Source organism: Paenibacillus sp. 22594 (genome assembly GCF_052044425.1).
Lineage (GTDB): Bacteria > Bacillota > Bacilli > Paenibacillales > Paenibacillaceae > Paenibacillus_AQ.
This window is the reverse complement of sequence record NZ_JBQENA010000001.1, coordinates 118883-131920: the sequence shown is the minus strand read 5'-3', so window position 1 is coordinate 131920 and position 13038 is coordinate 118883. Positions and strand designations below refer to the sequence as shown.

Below are 13038 nucleotides of genomic sequence, written 5' to 3'. Positions count from 1 at the left end.
CGGATATTCCAAAAAGAATAGTGAGGTAGTGACACAATGACCTACTTGCAAATTACCAAAGAAAATATTGAGCACGAACATATCTGCTGTGCCCTGGGCGCGAAGCAATATGAGCAGGCGGTCCGGGACAAAAAACAATGGCTGAGTGAACGGATGGAGGAAGGGCTGGTTTTTTACCGGCTGAATGACCGGGCGAAGGTTTTTATTGAATATTTGCCTGCTGAGAAGGCTTGGATCCCGCTTAATGCCCCTAACTATATGTATATTAACTGCCTATGGGTATCTGGGAGACACAAGGATAACGGTCATTCCAAACAGCTTCTGGAAAAATGCAAGGCAGATGCTCAAGCCAAGGGCATGGATGGTATTGTCCATATTGTCAGCAAGAAAAAGATGCCTTATTTGAGCGACAAACGTTTTTTTGAGCATATGGGTTTTCAAATCATCGATGAAGCAGCTCCTTATTTCGAGTTGGCGGTACTAAAGTGGAACGATGAGGGGAAGCAGCCGACTTTTGCACATTCTGTGAAGTCTGCGCCAGCCTCAGGCGATGGGATTTGTATTTATTACACAGCACAATGCCCCTTTGCCGTTGGCGTTTTGGAGGATTTGCGGAAAGTGGCCAAGGAGAAAGGCATCCCGTTTACGGCTCACCTGCTTACTACCAGGGAAGAAGCACAGGCTGCCCCCTCGGTCTGGACAACCTTTAGTCTGTATCTTAATGGTACGTATATTACCCACGAGATTATGAGTCCGGGCAAGTTCGCGAAACTGCTCGACAGCGCCAAATAGGACGGATACAGGGAGGGAAAAACTTGAATTTAGCTTATCTTACCGCTTCCGATGTAATCCGGCTGCTTGAACAGGGTGAGGTGAATTCCAGGCAACTGCTGGATCACTATTATGGCCGTATGGACCATGTGAATGAACTACTCAATGCCGTTGTGCAGCAGCAGCGGGAAACTGCCTACGCCCAGGCGGATCAGGCGGACCGGGACAGAAAAGAAGGCCGGTGGCATGGGCCACTGCATGGCCTGCCACTTACGGTCAAGGAGTCTTTTAATGTCAGCGGGATGCTTACAACCTCCGGAGCCCCGCATTTGAAACATAACATTGCTGCAGAACATGCGGCCACGGTGCAACGATTGATTCAGGCCGGAGCGATCGTTATGGGGAAAACCAACGTGCCGGTAATGACTGCAGACTGGCAGACCTATAATGATCTATACGGCACGACCAACAACCCGTGGAACACAAGCTTGACACCAGGGGGTTCATCTGGCGGCAGTGCAGCCGCTTTGGCGTCTGATTGCACGCCTGTGGAATTCGGCAGCGATCTGATCGGCTGCCTGCGGATTCCTGCGCATTATACCGGTGTATATGCCCATCGCTGCAGTCTTGGAATGCTGTCGCTTAGAGGACATGTTCCCGGTAATCCTCCCGGTGATCCAAGCGAACCCGATTTGTCGGCGGCTGGCCCACTGGCCCGAAGCGCCAAGGATCTGCGGCTGATGATGGATGTACTGTATGATCCCTGGGTAGATGTGCCTGTCCCTCCTGATTTCCGCACTAACACATTAAAGGAGCAAGCGAAGATTAAAGTCCTGACCTGGTTTGAAGCTCCGGGGCATGAAATAGATGAACGTATTAAACGCAGATATGCTGATTTTACCGCAGGCTTATCAGGGCTGGAGGGGGTGGAGGTTCACCACGGAATGCCTCCTGAGATCCAAATGGACGAGTTGTTCGACTTGGCTATGAAGCTGTCTGGACGGCTTGTCGGCACCTCATTCAATTCAAGGCAGCGCCTGACTGCAAGTCTGGCCTCCCTTGGCCTGAGGGCATCCCGTTTGGTGACGAAGGCTTTTCCCGAAGGGCTTGAGGACTATTACCGGGCGATGAATCAGAGTGAGGGGGAACAAGAGGAAACGGACCGCCTGCGTCAGGAATATAACCGTGTGATCAATTCCTTACTTCAGGAATATGATGTTCTGCTGCTGCCCATCAGTCCGGTATTGGCTATTCCCCACATGCAGCAGGCGGTACCTAGAAGGATTCTGGAAGTGAATGGACGAGCGACTGGATATAACGAGCATTTAATCTGGAATATCCTGGCGACTGTCTTTGGGCTGCCTGCCACGATTTTGCCGCTAAACCGCTCTAACGATGAATTACCTTGTGGAATCCAAATCATCAGTGGGCATTTCAAGGATCACATCACCATTGACTTTGCCGAAATATGCGAGACATTGACAGGTGGATTTCAAATTCCTCCTGGCTATTAGTACAGATGAGAAAAAGGAGAGCACCCCAGTAGATACTGCGATGCTCCTCCTCAACCTTTCTCAAAACTCAGCTAACTTTTGATATGACTGATCCCGAAAATGGCACAGAGCTGGTCTGCACTATGTTCCATGGCCTTGCTGATTTCCCAGAGGCAGCAAAATATTGTCCTGTACGGTCAGACCATCAAGCAGCATAAAGTCTTGAAATACAAAACCGAGCTTTTTGATTGCGGACTTCAGCCAGCAACCGACTATATTCTCAAACACCATAGAAAAATGAGTGGTGTCATAATAGCCCATCTTCTGACCAATCTCATAGATTTTTCACTCACAAGAGTATTCCTGGAAAATGGTCTTTGCCAAAAATGATGCTGAATATAACAAGCTCAAGGAAGAAATGATTACGAAGTCTAAAGGCCTTGGTTATGACGAGGCGGTAGCCTTTGAAGTCGGAAATGCCGAAAAAAAAGGTTTTCCCAAACAGATAAGCTTCTATATTTGCAGAATAAGAAAGCCGGTTGTCCAGAGGGATCTGGTCAACCGGCTTTTCCTTAAGAAAAGCTATACAGGCGTACGTCATGAGGTGGTTCAGTGGTTGAAGCACACTGGCGGTAACTTGGGCTGGCGTCCCGCTCCACAACTCGGTGCTGGAGGCTACACCGCTGAAGCCAATCTCTTTAAGCGCCAGTTCCAGCGGTAGCGGGATATCGCCAACGTTGAATACTCCAGCATACCTCGTGCCATCGCTGTGTATGATAGTCCAGACGTTGAGAGTGCCTCTCTGGCTTCGCAGCTCTCGCTGTTCATGCGTGGCACCTCGCGGTTGGTCAGCTGCGACAGTGTCCAATGAAAGGCGTACTATCGGCGGTCAGAGGTGGCACTTCCCCCGCAATTCGCAGGAATTTACGCCAATGGGACAAAATCAGTTTAGGCCGGAACAGCAATTGCCAGGGATCTTTTGAATCCGGGAAATACGCCTTCACCGGAGTGGTGTACTTAGGTAACTATGCGGACGACTCGCCAGACGCTTCCGGGCTGAACCTCAGCGGCAGAGGAGGGCAGTCGGGACATCATTAACTGGCCGTTTCTGAATACTGCCCGCCTAGTAAACCCGCTTACTACGAAGCCGCAACGCCTAGCAAAAGGGACCCGTCCTAATTTGGAAGGAAGCTTAAACCGTCTCGGGGTGAACCATACTGAAAGATGAAGGAAGGGAACTCGGTAAACCCGATATATCAAGGTTCTTTCAGATGTTTAAGTATTGTTTTTTTTACGAAAGTCCGAAGGATTAACGCCAGTCCATCTTTTAAATTGTCTACTGAAGTGGGAGAGGTTCTTATAACCTAAACGACTTGAAATTTCATTTAATGATATTTTTGGCTGCTGTAATAATATTTTTGCTTCCTGCAGTTTTAAATCAGATAAATACGTACGGGGGGACATATTATAGAGTTTTTGGAATACTTCTAATCCATAATTGGGGCTTATCCCAAGAGAAGCAATAATCGGTTGGATGTGGATGGTATAATCTGAATTTTCCTCGATACAATTTTTTTTGAAGGCTCTCTTGATGGCCTCTGCAATCTCTTTGGCATATTTTGCAGTTGTCATTGATTGATTAGTTCTTATATCCGTGTTTAATGGCTGGATATCCAACAAAACCTCCAATAACTCAAAGAGGACAATTTGTGCTTTTAACTTTGCTTTGGAGAACGATAAATCGGGTTCATCTAAAATATCAATCCATCTTTGAAGGCATTCTTTTAACCTACTGTGATATGGATTGGAAGGTTCGTAGACCCAATCACAGTTTTTCATTATTTTCATCCGTAAGGAAGGTTCGTCTATATCAAAATGAGCGCAAAAATAGGTCATAGATTTAGTGGAGATACATTTATTGGCATGCTCAAAGCCAGGAGGAATAAGAATAATATCATCCTTTTTTAAGATGAATTGTTCATTATCAATATTTGTTTCTTGAGCACCATCTAAAACAATTAAAATCTCAAAGGCATGGTGGAATTCCTTAGTCATGATCCAATCAAAAGGAACGGTCTGTTTGTGTGCACCAAAAAAACGTATATTCCAATCTATACGCTGAAGGAGTTGGGTTTTAGCACCTGTGAATTCAAATTCATTATTTTCCAATTTTAAAGACCTGCCTTTGATTTGGGTAAATGTAGCCGTAATCATACAATCGCATTTTGATGGTGTTAGTTATTATAATATAGCTAGGCAACAGGAAACACTTTCGTTATTACTGCAGTTAACGTGAGTATATCAGGACTTGGATCTATTATAATCATAATGGAAAACGGTATCAATGTATTGCTCAAGGAATAAGAAACGTTATAAATAAGGGTAAATTGTAAAGACGTAAAATAGAAAGCGCTTATAAAAAACGACCAGCTAAACTTAAGCAAAACAACAGGCGGTGAAAGGAAGCGGAGAAATGACAATTATTAATAATCCTATAATTCCTGGGATGGCACCAGATCCATCAATCATTAGAGTCGGTGATGTTTATTATATCGCAACGTCCACGTTTCATTGGAACCCCGGCATACAAATTTTTAGATCAACTGATTTAGCAAACTGGGTGCTGACTAGCATTGTATTAAATCACGGTGAAGTCAATTTACGCGGTACGAATACACCGGCTGGTATCTGGGCGCCGCATTTATCCTATGATATCTCCACGAACAAATTCTGGTTAGCCTATTCTCACATGGTAAATATGGCAGGCCGAGAATTTAACTCGGATTCCTATGCAATGTGGGCAGAAGATGTCAACGGACCTTGGTCAGAACCCATCTATATTACATCTATTGGCTTTGATCCGGCTATCTTTCATGATGAGGACGGTAAACATTACGTGTCCATACTTGAATGGGAGACGCGTCAAGGGTATCAAGCGCCCGGACATATTGTCATCGCTGAGATTGATTTAAATGATGGGAAGATTATCGGGAAATGGCACCGGGTAACGCAGGGGTTCACAAGCCGCGGATGTGCTGAAGCACCGCAGATTTATAAATATAACGGAAAATACTATCTTATTATAGCTGCCGGCGGAACCGGCTATGCACATGGTGTGGAGATTGGCCGTTCAGAGAGTGTTTTTGGCCCATATGAACCGCATCCATCCGGGGAACCGATTATTACCTCCTCACCGCGTCATTTATTTTCACTTGGTAATCCGGATGCCGGGCATTTCGAAATGTATAATCCCTATTCAACTATGCAAAAAGCAGGTCATGGTTCCTTGGTTCAAACACAGACAGGTGAATGGTATATTGCTCATCTGATGTCACGCCCCATTGAAGGAACGCTTTTAAATCCATTAGGGCGCGAAACGTCTATTCAAAAAATGAAGTGGACGGAGGATGGCTGGCTGGAAATGAATGATGGGTCAAATTTGGCGAAGATGGAAGTTGAGGGCATGGAAGACGTTAAGGTAGCTGCCGGATTATCTCATGATGTCTTTGATGATTTTAATCGCGGGTAATATGCCATCCATTTTATGACTCCATACCGGGAGCAGGATGCTGTATGGGTGAATACGACTGAACGCCCGGGGTATTTACGGATTCATGGGGAGAACTCTCTTTTTTCGCAGGTCAATCCGGCTATTATGGCAACACGTGCAACCTCATTTCATTATGAACTTCAAACCAAAGTGGAAGTTCATCCTGACCATTACTCGGAAACTGCCGGTACGGGGCTTTACTATGATTCGAATAATTGGATGTATGTCCACTTGACCCATTCAGAATCAGAGGGAACTGTTTTAAAATTACTGCAGGCTAAACTGGGGAAACGCATCGAATTTGTTAAAAATAACATTTCAGTACCTGAAGATAAAGTCGAGTTGAAGATTATCTATAATTCAGGAATAGCGGGTATCTTTTACCGCTTCGAGCTTGATAGGGATTGGCAAGTATTGGCAGAGAATATCGATGTTCTCTATTTGTCGGATGAAGGCGTTAATGGGGAGCCGGGGGAGATTGGCGGATTTACAGGCTTATTTAATTTCATTGGTTCAGTTGATTCTCACCAGCATGACTCATTCGCAGATTTTAACTACTATGCAGTAAAAAATTACTAGCTCCAGAGAGGAATTCTCAGATGAACACGATACCACTGAAACGTTTAGTACCAGGCTTAATCATAGGACCAGCTTCCTGGCTTGGGCCCTATATTGCAATGGCAAGCTTATTTTTACCAGCGATGATTACGCATTTGGATGCAGAGAACAAAATTGAAATCGTAGCCTTATTTTCAGCCCTGGGAATGGTTGTTGCGGCCATATCCAATATGCTTGCCGGTTATCTGTCGGACCGTACCCAATCCCGCTTTGGAAAACGGACGCCTTGGCTGATTTCCGGATCATTCGTTTATATGCTGGCAATGATTTTGGCCTCAGTAACCACTACCATTCCGTTACTGTTACTAAGCTGGATGTTAGGACAGATTGCTCTAAACTTTATCGTAGCACCTATGGTAGCCTGGTTAGACCTGGCCCCTGAAGAGGGGAAAGGAACAGCCTCATCGGCTTATGGTGGACTGGGAATGGCGCTCGGCAACAATGGTTTTACCATATTCGCAGCTGTCTTTTTAGGGCAATACCGTTTAGGCTTTATCATTTTTGGGATTATTACGTTCATCGGCACATTGATTGCAGCCATTATTGTCCGTGAGCTGTCAAACTTGGGAGAGAAAATAGATGTACCGGCATCAGATAAAAAGACAGCATTCTCGATAAAAGGAATAACCACTCTTTTTCCAAAGTGGTCGGTTGGCCGTGATTACTATTTGGCCTTAATCGGTAAGCTTTCCCAAGGCGTTGGTAACTTTGCGATTACAGGCTACCTGTTATTTATAATGACAGATTTCTTACACAAAAACACCTCTAACACGCAGCATTCTATACAGTTAATTAATATTATAATGTTGATATTTGGTATTGCCATGGGTTTCATTGCCGGGCCAATTTCAGATAAGTTCAAAATATTAAAATTACCCATAGGCTTATCCACTATTTTATTAGGAATTGGAGCACTAAGTATTTTCTTCCTGCAGAATGATATCGGCATCATTATTTATGCTTTTATGGCTGGTCTGGGCATGGGAGTATGGAATTCTTTGGACAACCTTTTAAATTTGAGAGTTATTCCTGATAAAGAACGGGTTGGATTTTTCTTGGGGATCTATAATTTGGGTAATACCGTAACTCAAGCTATTGCACCAGTAGTTGCTGCATTTATGATCTCACAGATTGGCTTCTCGTCCATCTTTATCATGTCATTTGTTCTCTCGATCATCGGGGGGATATCCATTCTTTCCATTAAATCTGTATCCAGATAGATTCTATATTAAACCGTTGAGATTAAATTTAGACTCAACGGTTTTTATTAATTACAGGAAGAAACTGAAAACAAAAGAATATAGTATTCCAAAAAGCTACTTCAATTGAAGAACTTATTAAAGATCCCGATATCGATATTGTATTAAATCTTAGGGTTCCAAAAGTCATGCAAAAATAAGTCTTGCTGCGTTATATGAGGGAAAGCATGTATATACGGAAAAACCTCTGGCGGTATCATTAAGCGAAGGTTTAGATATTATAACTTTAGCTAAGGTGAAGGGGTTAAGGGTTGCTTCAGCACCGGATACCTTTTTGGGCGGAAGGTTGCAAACTGCACGAAAGGTTTTGGAGACGGTCTAATTGGAGATGTGATTGGTACAAGTGCATTCGTAGTTTGTCCTAGTCATGAATGGTTTCATCCTAACTATCAACCGGAAGGCGGACCGCTTATGGATGTAGGACCTTACTATATAACGGCAATATTATTATTACTTGGACCGATTGCTCGAGTGAGTTGTCTGGCAAATCATATGAATGATGATAGAAAAATTCTTACGGGTCCCCGGCAGGGGTAGCAGTATACTCATAACAAGTTTCGATGTTTGGGACTCTCAATTTCCAAGAATAGAGATATACGGTACAAAGGGAACTTTGTGTATTCCGGACATCGCAAGAAAGCGTGGCTTCCCAAGGCAAGAAGGTTGGATCATAGATTTTCTCTAAATCCCCTCTTGAAACGATTAAAATCATCCGCCTGACGACGTTCATATTCGATCTCGGCAATAATATTTAAGATGGTATCGGAGATTTCCTGTCTACTGCTGGGTTTTAAAAGATAATCACTGACACCAAGAGTAATTGCCTTTTGTATATAGGGGAAATTGTTATAACCACTTATAATTACAGATTTGATATGAGGATAAGTGTCCCTGACTTTCCCAATTAACGTAAGGCCGTCAATTTGCGGCATACGGACATCCGTAATTAAAATATCTACATGAAATTTGCAGAGTTGTTCCAGCGCCTGAGCACCATCATGAGCTTCTGCAATAATGGTTATCCCAAGGCTTTGCCAATTAAGTAAGGTTCTAATGCCTTCCCCTGCACGCTCTTCATCGTCAACAATCATTAGATTAATCAATTTCGGCGCATCCTTTCGCCTGAACATCATTTTTGTTTGCATTACGGACATTATACTAGGCATTGGCCAAAATAGATTTAGACAAAACAAGGGGATAATTGCCCTAATCGAAGGTGGATACTACATGGGATTTGAAAATTTACAGTCTTATATATCAACAGGTACTCGTTGGTTTCCGTCAATAAACTGGAATATAAAGTTCTTTGGAGCTCATATGCAAACGGTCGAGAGGGGCTGGCTGGTTCCGGAGGAATCGCATCATGCCTTCGAACTGATCTATATTTTAGAGGGGAGTCAACATACCTTGTTGGAGGGTATTCGCTATGAGCTGCAGGAAGGTGACATTCTGTTCATTCCTCCAGGTTTTAAACACGTTAATCAAAGTATGGGGGAGCAGGGACTGACTTATTTTGTTGCTCATTTCAACGTGGATGATCCTTTATTCCGCCAAAAAATGAGTCGCAGCACCCGGTTTTATTATCATAAGGGAACAGAGGATAATGAAAGGTTGAAAGAAGGGGCTATAGCCTGGATTTGCCTGCTTAAACGCGGTGGAGAATACTCTATATCAGATCTTTTCAAAGTTCAATCGGGATTATTTGAAATTCTGAGCATCCTTACCCTTAGTATTTCTTCCAATAAAGAGAAGAGTATCTCTCCGACAAGGCTCCACTATGCGACCCTAATTGCAGAATCAATAAAAATTCATTTTAAATCCATAATTATGGGAGGGGAAACGCTTTATAGTGAGAGGGTCCGCATCGAAGACATTGCCGCTTCTCTCAATATAAGTCCCGGATATGCTCAAGAAGTATTCAAGGAAGTCTATGATCAATCGCCGCGCCAATACCTCTCCGAGCTTAAGCTTCATGAAGCAAATCAGTTGATCCTTCAGCCAAATCTGGATTTGACACGTATAGCCGGTATGCTCGGTTACTCGAGCCTTGCTCATTTCAGCCGCCAGTATAAACGCTGGACAGGTATAAGTCCTCGTGAGTACCGGAAAATAATTGCGAAACCCTCTTAATCTAGAAAAAACAGCAAGTGTAAGGCTCCATGATCTATGAACTTACCTAGGGTTGATCTTGATGAAGATCAGCTTTTTTTGTTATCCTAAGAGGGAATAGATAAAATAAATTTATTAAAGGACGCAAGAGACTAAAAATCAACCTATGTACATATGTACAAAATACGGGTTTTGTGCAGATGACAAAGGAAAACCGCGAAGCACCGCTAGCAGATAGTCCATTTCCCAGGAAGGTGGGTTCTTCCAGAAAATAGTTTGTTGTCTGCTGGACAAGCAACACACTGATCCAAGCACGCTGGCCCTATTCGAATAAAAAGGATGATCATTCAATCGGAATGTACAGATCCAGTTTGGAGACCGGCGAGTTAGGGGGAAATCGCCAGTCGTATACATCCAAATCGAAGCCCCCGCCGTTCAAAGTACGCAGCGTACAGCCTGAGCTGGTAGCCACACCTAATATATGAAGAAAAGTTTTATCCAGCAGCTCCGTCACTCTCAAAGATGATATCAATCTAATCGGGGCAATAGTACCATGTTCTTGTCCATTATCGGCAATGGGATCAAGTTCTTGTCCTGAGAAAAGGACAAGAACTTGATCCCATAAAACAGAAAACCCGCGCAGGGCGCAGGCTCTTTTGGGACTATGTTCTTGTCTTCCGACATATATCCACTATATGGTTAAGTCTACTTATAAAATGACCATTAATATCCTTGGCTACGGCTCTTTAATTTTACAAAAGCATCAAAGCAAGAAAGTAATGTATAAAAAATCCATGGGTAATAAATGGAAGCGTCATATTCGGTCATTTGCTTATCGTTATGGTGTCGGATTCCAAATCGATTTAAAATGTTAAATATGTCGTCCTCTTCCTTAGGGAGAGTCTGTTTCAATTCCTTCCGTATGTACTCTAAGGCATCACCAATTTCACGGATTGCATTTTTCTTTTCTTCCAATCCAGATCCATATTGTAAAAACTGTTTTTTCGCAAATCGGATCCGGCTGTCCACATTCTTTTGATCACCATAAAGTGCAGTTTGATCAAGTAGCTCAACATAATAATCTTCCGTCAGTTCTCGTATGTATCCAATATCCGTCAGTTCCCACCCTTTTCCATATAGACGCAAACATTTATTTACTTCACGCCGAAACTCGTCTTCGCCAGTTTCTTTGCACCAAAAAAAATCTTGAGCAGCTCCAGATACCCAATGTTCTGGATAGACAATATTTTCGTAGAGTAGTTCTATCAGGCTGAATAAATCGGCTTCTTGATACTTTTTATGGCTGTCAATGTCCCTTGGATTAGGTAGAGCTTTACCGATCTTACGTAGAGTGTACGCTTTAAAAGCATACCCGATCCTTCCTGGTGACGTCACGCCTATGGAATTGGTTCCCCCAAGAAAATCAAAAAAATAATCTTGCCCGTCTAATTCGGTGAAAATTGAGAAGACGACATCACGTAAACCTCTTAAAGATAGCTCTTCCCTCTCCCATCCGGTTCGCTCAAGAAAATATTTTTGTTCCATTTAAAATTGAACCTCCTTGCTTGTCTATTTTTTAATTATTGTTGCTTATTTATGATGTGAGGGTCATGAACTACTTTGTTCCTAGTTTAAATTCCATATTAGCACAATGAAGATTCTTATTCGAAGATTTAGTTTGACGGGAGCCCCGAACGACCGTGTGGATTGTAGTCGGTACGCTCAACTTGTCCCGGGCCCACAGCCGTCTCTTAAAAGAACAAAATCACCCTAACACTACTTTCAAAATGACACCCTGCAGGTTTTGGCCGGAGCCAAAAGGCGGGCGACTTGGGCGCAGCAATCCGGATCGTGAAGCTCCTGTCCAGGCTGCTTCCGGGATTTTCTCCTCCTGGCAGGGCTGCGGGTGACCTACAGTTGCTGCTTATCGACGGCTGCATTGCTAATGCTGCCGTTGATAAGCAGCATCCAGGATGCCCTTTTCTTTCAGGTTGTTGCCGGAGCCAAGCCGCCCGGCGGGAGGCGCGCACTAAAATTGAAGGATGCATTAAAGTGGAGCACTCAAGTGAGAACTCCATTATTATGCAAGTGTTACCTATAGTAACAGATCTATATCATCTTTATTCGCTTCAATTATAATATTCAAAAAAAAGCAGACTGCAACTCAATATGAGTACAGTCTGCTTTTAGCAGTAGCTATCAAACCTATATGGTCTTATATCTAAGTATATTCATAGTATCCCCAATCTATTCAGCTGTTTCAGAATGACATTGGAGCGGGATTTCCTGTGCAAATTCCGCGAGAATTTCCGATTTCAGCAATATGGTTTATAACATGAATTCGAATTGCTTCTGAGAAGAAAAGATCATTTACAACCGTGCTTAGCTTGTTGCTAAAACTCCACTAACCTGGTTCCTTTCGGTCGGAGCCGGGCAATACGTTAGACGCAGGCTGGTCTTGCCAACTACTTCAGTTCCGTTCACCTGCCATTCATCCGAATGAGGCCAGACAATACGACCGCCGCCAGCGGGATGGCTCACTACTTCAGCCCAGTGCACATGCTTGTATCCGGATGAAGCCGGGTGGTACGTTCGACGCAGGTGCACAGGAATAGCTCGGGAACCTTATTGGGAGCTAAACATTGGATCATGTTGATTTTAATTATTATTCTGCTCAAGACAATTACCTGTTGTTTTTAAAATCACCGCAAAGCGATTTTATTGACTTATTTAAGACATATTTAGATAATTATCAAATCGGCAATGGGATCAAGTTCTTGTCCCGAGCAAAGGACAAGAACTTGATCCCATAGAATACAAAACCCGCGCTGGGCGCAGGTCCTTATGGGACTATGTTCTTGTCTTCCGACAGTTATTCAGCGAAGTCATGCGCGAGTGGATGCTGCGGGCTATCTACCACGTCGTCAAAACCTCTTCGCGCGACGCGGAAATCATCAACGAGATCATCACGTCCGGGCGCGGAGCGGAGTTTGTCGCATACAAACAATCGCTGGCGAAATCCGCCAACGATTGTTTGCAAGCTAATTTCCCCAGCCGGACGATTCCGGTCATCCGCTCAGCTTTTTCCGTTGGCTGCTTCTGCCGAATCCGGTTCATGCTTCGCGCTTCGAGAGCGATCTGCTGGCAAAAGGCGTGCGTGTCTTCCACCCGGAGCGCTTTCTGGTGGGAACAGCGTCGTGCGACCATCATGTGCGCGTCGCCTTATCGTCAACCTAGT

Annotated in this window: 15 protein-coding genes and 1 pseudogene; 10 read left to right on the top strand and 6 right to left on the bottom strand. The window is 43.9% G+C overall.

What is annotated here, in order from left to right; genetic code table 11:
* The first annotated feature begins 36 nt into the window (after nucleotides 1–36).
* A complete protein-coding gene (locus tag ACTJKB_RS00595) occupies nucleotides 37–792 on the top strand; it encodes a GNAT family N-acetyltransferase (protein ID WP_440831334.1) in 756 nt (251 codons plus the stop codon).
* Nucleotides 793–815: 23 nt separating this feature from the next.
* A complete protein-coding gene (locus tag ACTJKB_RS00590) occupies nucleotides 816–2285 on the top strand; it encodes an amidase family protein (RefSeq protein WP_440831333.1) in 1470 nt (489 codons plus the stop codon).
* Between the two features lie 120 nt (nucleotides 2286–2405).
* Here the strand turns inward: ACTJKB_RS00590 and ACTJKB_RS00585 are convergent, their stop codons facing one another.
* On the bottom strand, nucleotides 2406–2555 hold the full coding sequence (locus ACTJKB_RS00585; protein ID WP_440831332.1) for a hypothetical protein: 150 nt from the start codon (nucleotides 2553–2555) through the stop codon (nucleotides 2406–2408).
* A gap of 79 nt (nucleotides 2556–2634) precedes the next feature.
* Here ACTJKB_RS00585 and ACTJKB_RS00580 point away from each other — a divergent pair, with 79 nt between their 5' ends.
* Both ACTJKB_RS00580 and ACTJKB_RS00575 read left to right on the top strand, forming a co-directional pair.
* Nucleotides 2635–2985 carry a hypothetical protein gene (locus ACTJKB_RS00580; RefSeq protein WP_440831331.1) on the top strand — a complete coding sequence of 117 codons (351 nt, stop codon included), beginning with the start codon at nucleotides 2635–2637 and terminating at the stop codon, nucleotides 2983–2985.
* Nucleotides 2986–3131: 146 nt separating this feature from the next.
* Complete coding sequence (locus ACTJKB_RS00575) at nucleotides 3132–3362, top strand: hypothetical protein (RefSeq protein ID WP_440831330.1); 231 nt, start codon at nucleotides 3132–3134, stop codon at nucleotides 3360–3362.
* Nucleotides 3363–3539: 177 nt separating this feature from the next.
* Here the strand turns inward: ACTJKB_RS00575 and ACTJKB_RS00570 are convergent, their stop codons facing one another.
* Entirely contained in the window at nucleotides 3540–4433 is an 894-nt protein-coding gene (locus tag ACTJKB_RS00570; RefSeq protein ID WP_440831329.1) for a helix-turn-helix domain-containing protein, read from the bottom strand.
* A gap of 304 nt (nucleotides 4434–4737) precedes the next feature.
* Here ACTJKB_RS00570 and ACTJKB_RS00565 point away from each other — a divergent pair, with 304 nt between their 5' ends.
* The 5 genes and pseudogenes from ACTJKB_RS00565 to ACTJKB_RS00545 all read left to right on the top strand — a co-directional run bounded on the left by ACTJKB_RS00565 (nucleotide 4738) and on the right by ACTJKB_RS00545 (nucleotide 8228).
* Nucleotides 4738–5793 (top strand): family 43 glycosylhydrolase, encoded by a 1056-nt coding sequence (locus tag ACTJKB_RS00565; protein ID WP_440831328.1) that lies wholly within the window; start codon nucleotides 4738–4740, stop codon nucleotides 5791–5793.
* 15 nt (nucleotides 5794–5808) lie between these two features.
* A complete protein-coding gene (locus tag ACTJKB_RS00560) occupies nucleotides 5809–6393 on the top strand; it encodes a hypothetical protein (protein WP_440831327.1) in 585 nt (194 codons plus the stop codon).
* Between the two features lie 20 nt (nucleotides 6394–6413).
* A complete protein-coding gene (locus tag ACTJKB_RS00555) occupies nucleotides 6414–7652 on the top strand; it encodes an MFS transporter (protein ID WP_440831326.1) in 1239 nt (412 codons plus the stop codon).
* A gap of 172 nt (nucleotides 7653–7824) precedes the next feature.
* Nucleotides 7825–8013, top strand: a pseudogene (locus tag ACTJKB_RS00550) (Gfo/Idh/MocA family oxidoreductase); the annotation flags it as partial.
* Nucleotides 8013–8228, top strand: a complete 216-nt coding sequence (locus tag ACTJKB_RS00545) for a Gfo/Idh/MocA family protein (protein ID WP_440832665.1) — start codon at nucleotides 8013–8015, stop codon at nucleotides 8226–8228. The pseudogene ACTJKB_RS00550 and the gene ACTJKB_RS00545, both read left to right, overlap by 1 nt.
* Before the next feature lie 131 nt (nucleotides 8229–8359).
* Here the strand turns inward: ACTJKB_RS00545 and ACTJKB_RS00540 are convergent, their stop codons facing one another.
* On the bottom strand, nucleotides 8360–8782 hold the full coding sequence (locus ACTJKB_RS00540; RefSeq protein ID WP_440831325.1) for a response regulator: 423 nt from the start codon (nucleotides 8780–8782) through the stop codon (nucleotides 8360–8362).
* Nucleotides 8783–8918: 136 nt separating this feature from the next.
* Between ACTJKB_RS00540 and ACTJKB_RS00535 the strand changes: the two genes are divergently transcribed.
* Entirely contained in the window at nucleotides 8919–9821 is a 903-nt protein-coding gene (locus ACTJKB_RS00535; RefSeq protein ID WP_440831324.1) for a helix-turn-helix domain-containing protein, read from the top strand.
* Between the two features lie 322 nt (nucleotides 9822–10143).
* Here the strand turns inward: ACTJKB_RS00535 and ACTJKB_RS00530 are convergent, their stop codons facing one another.
* The 3 genes from ACTJKB_RS00530 to ACTJKB_RS00520 form a co-directional block, all read right to left on the bottom strand.
* On the bottom strand, nucleotides 10144–10332 hold the full coding sequence (locus ACTJKB_RS00530; RefSeq protein WP_440831323.1) for a hypothetical protein: 189 nt from the start codon (nucleotides 10330–10332) through the stop codon (nucleotides 10144–10146).
* Between the two features lie 191 nt (nucleotides 10333–10523).
* Nucleotides 10524–11345: a hypothetical protein gene (locus ACTJKB_RS00525; protein ID WP_440831322.1), complete on the bottom strand. Its 822-nt coding sequence runs from the start codon at nucleotides 11343–11345 to the stop codon at nucleotides 10524–10526.
* Nucleotides 11346–12713: 1368 nt separating this feature from the next.
* Nucleotides 12714–13010: a hypothetical protein gene (locus tag ACTJKB_RS00520; protein WP_440831321.1), complete on the bottom strand. Its 297-nt coding sequence runs from the start codon at nucleotides 13008–13010 to the stop codon at nucleotides 12714–12716.
* Nucleotides 13011–13038 lie beyond the last annotated feature (28 nt).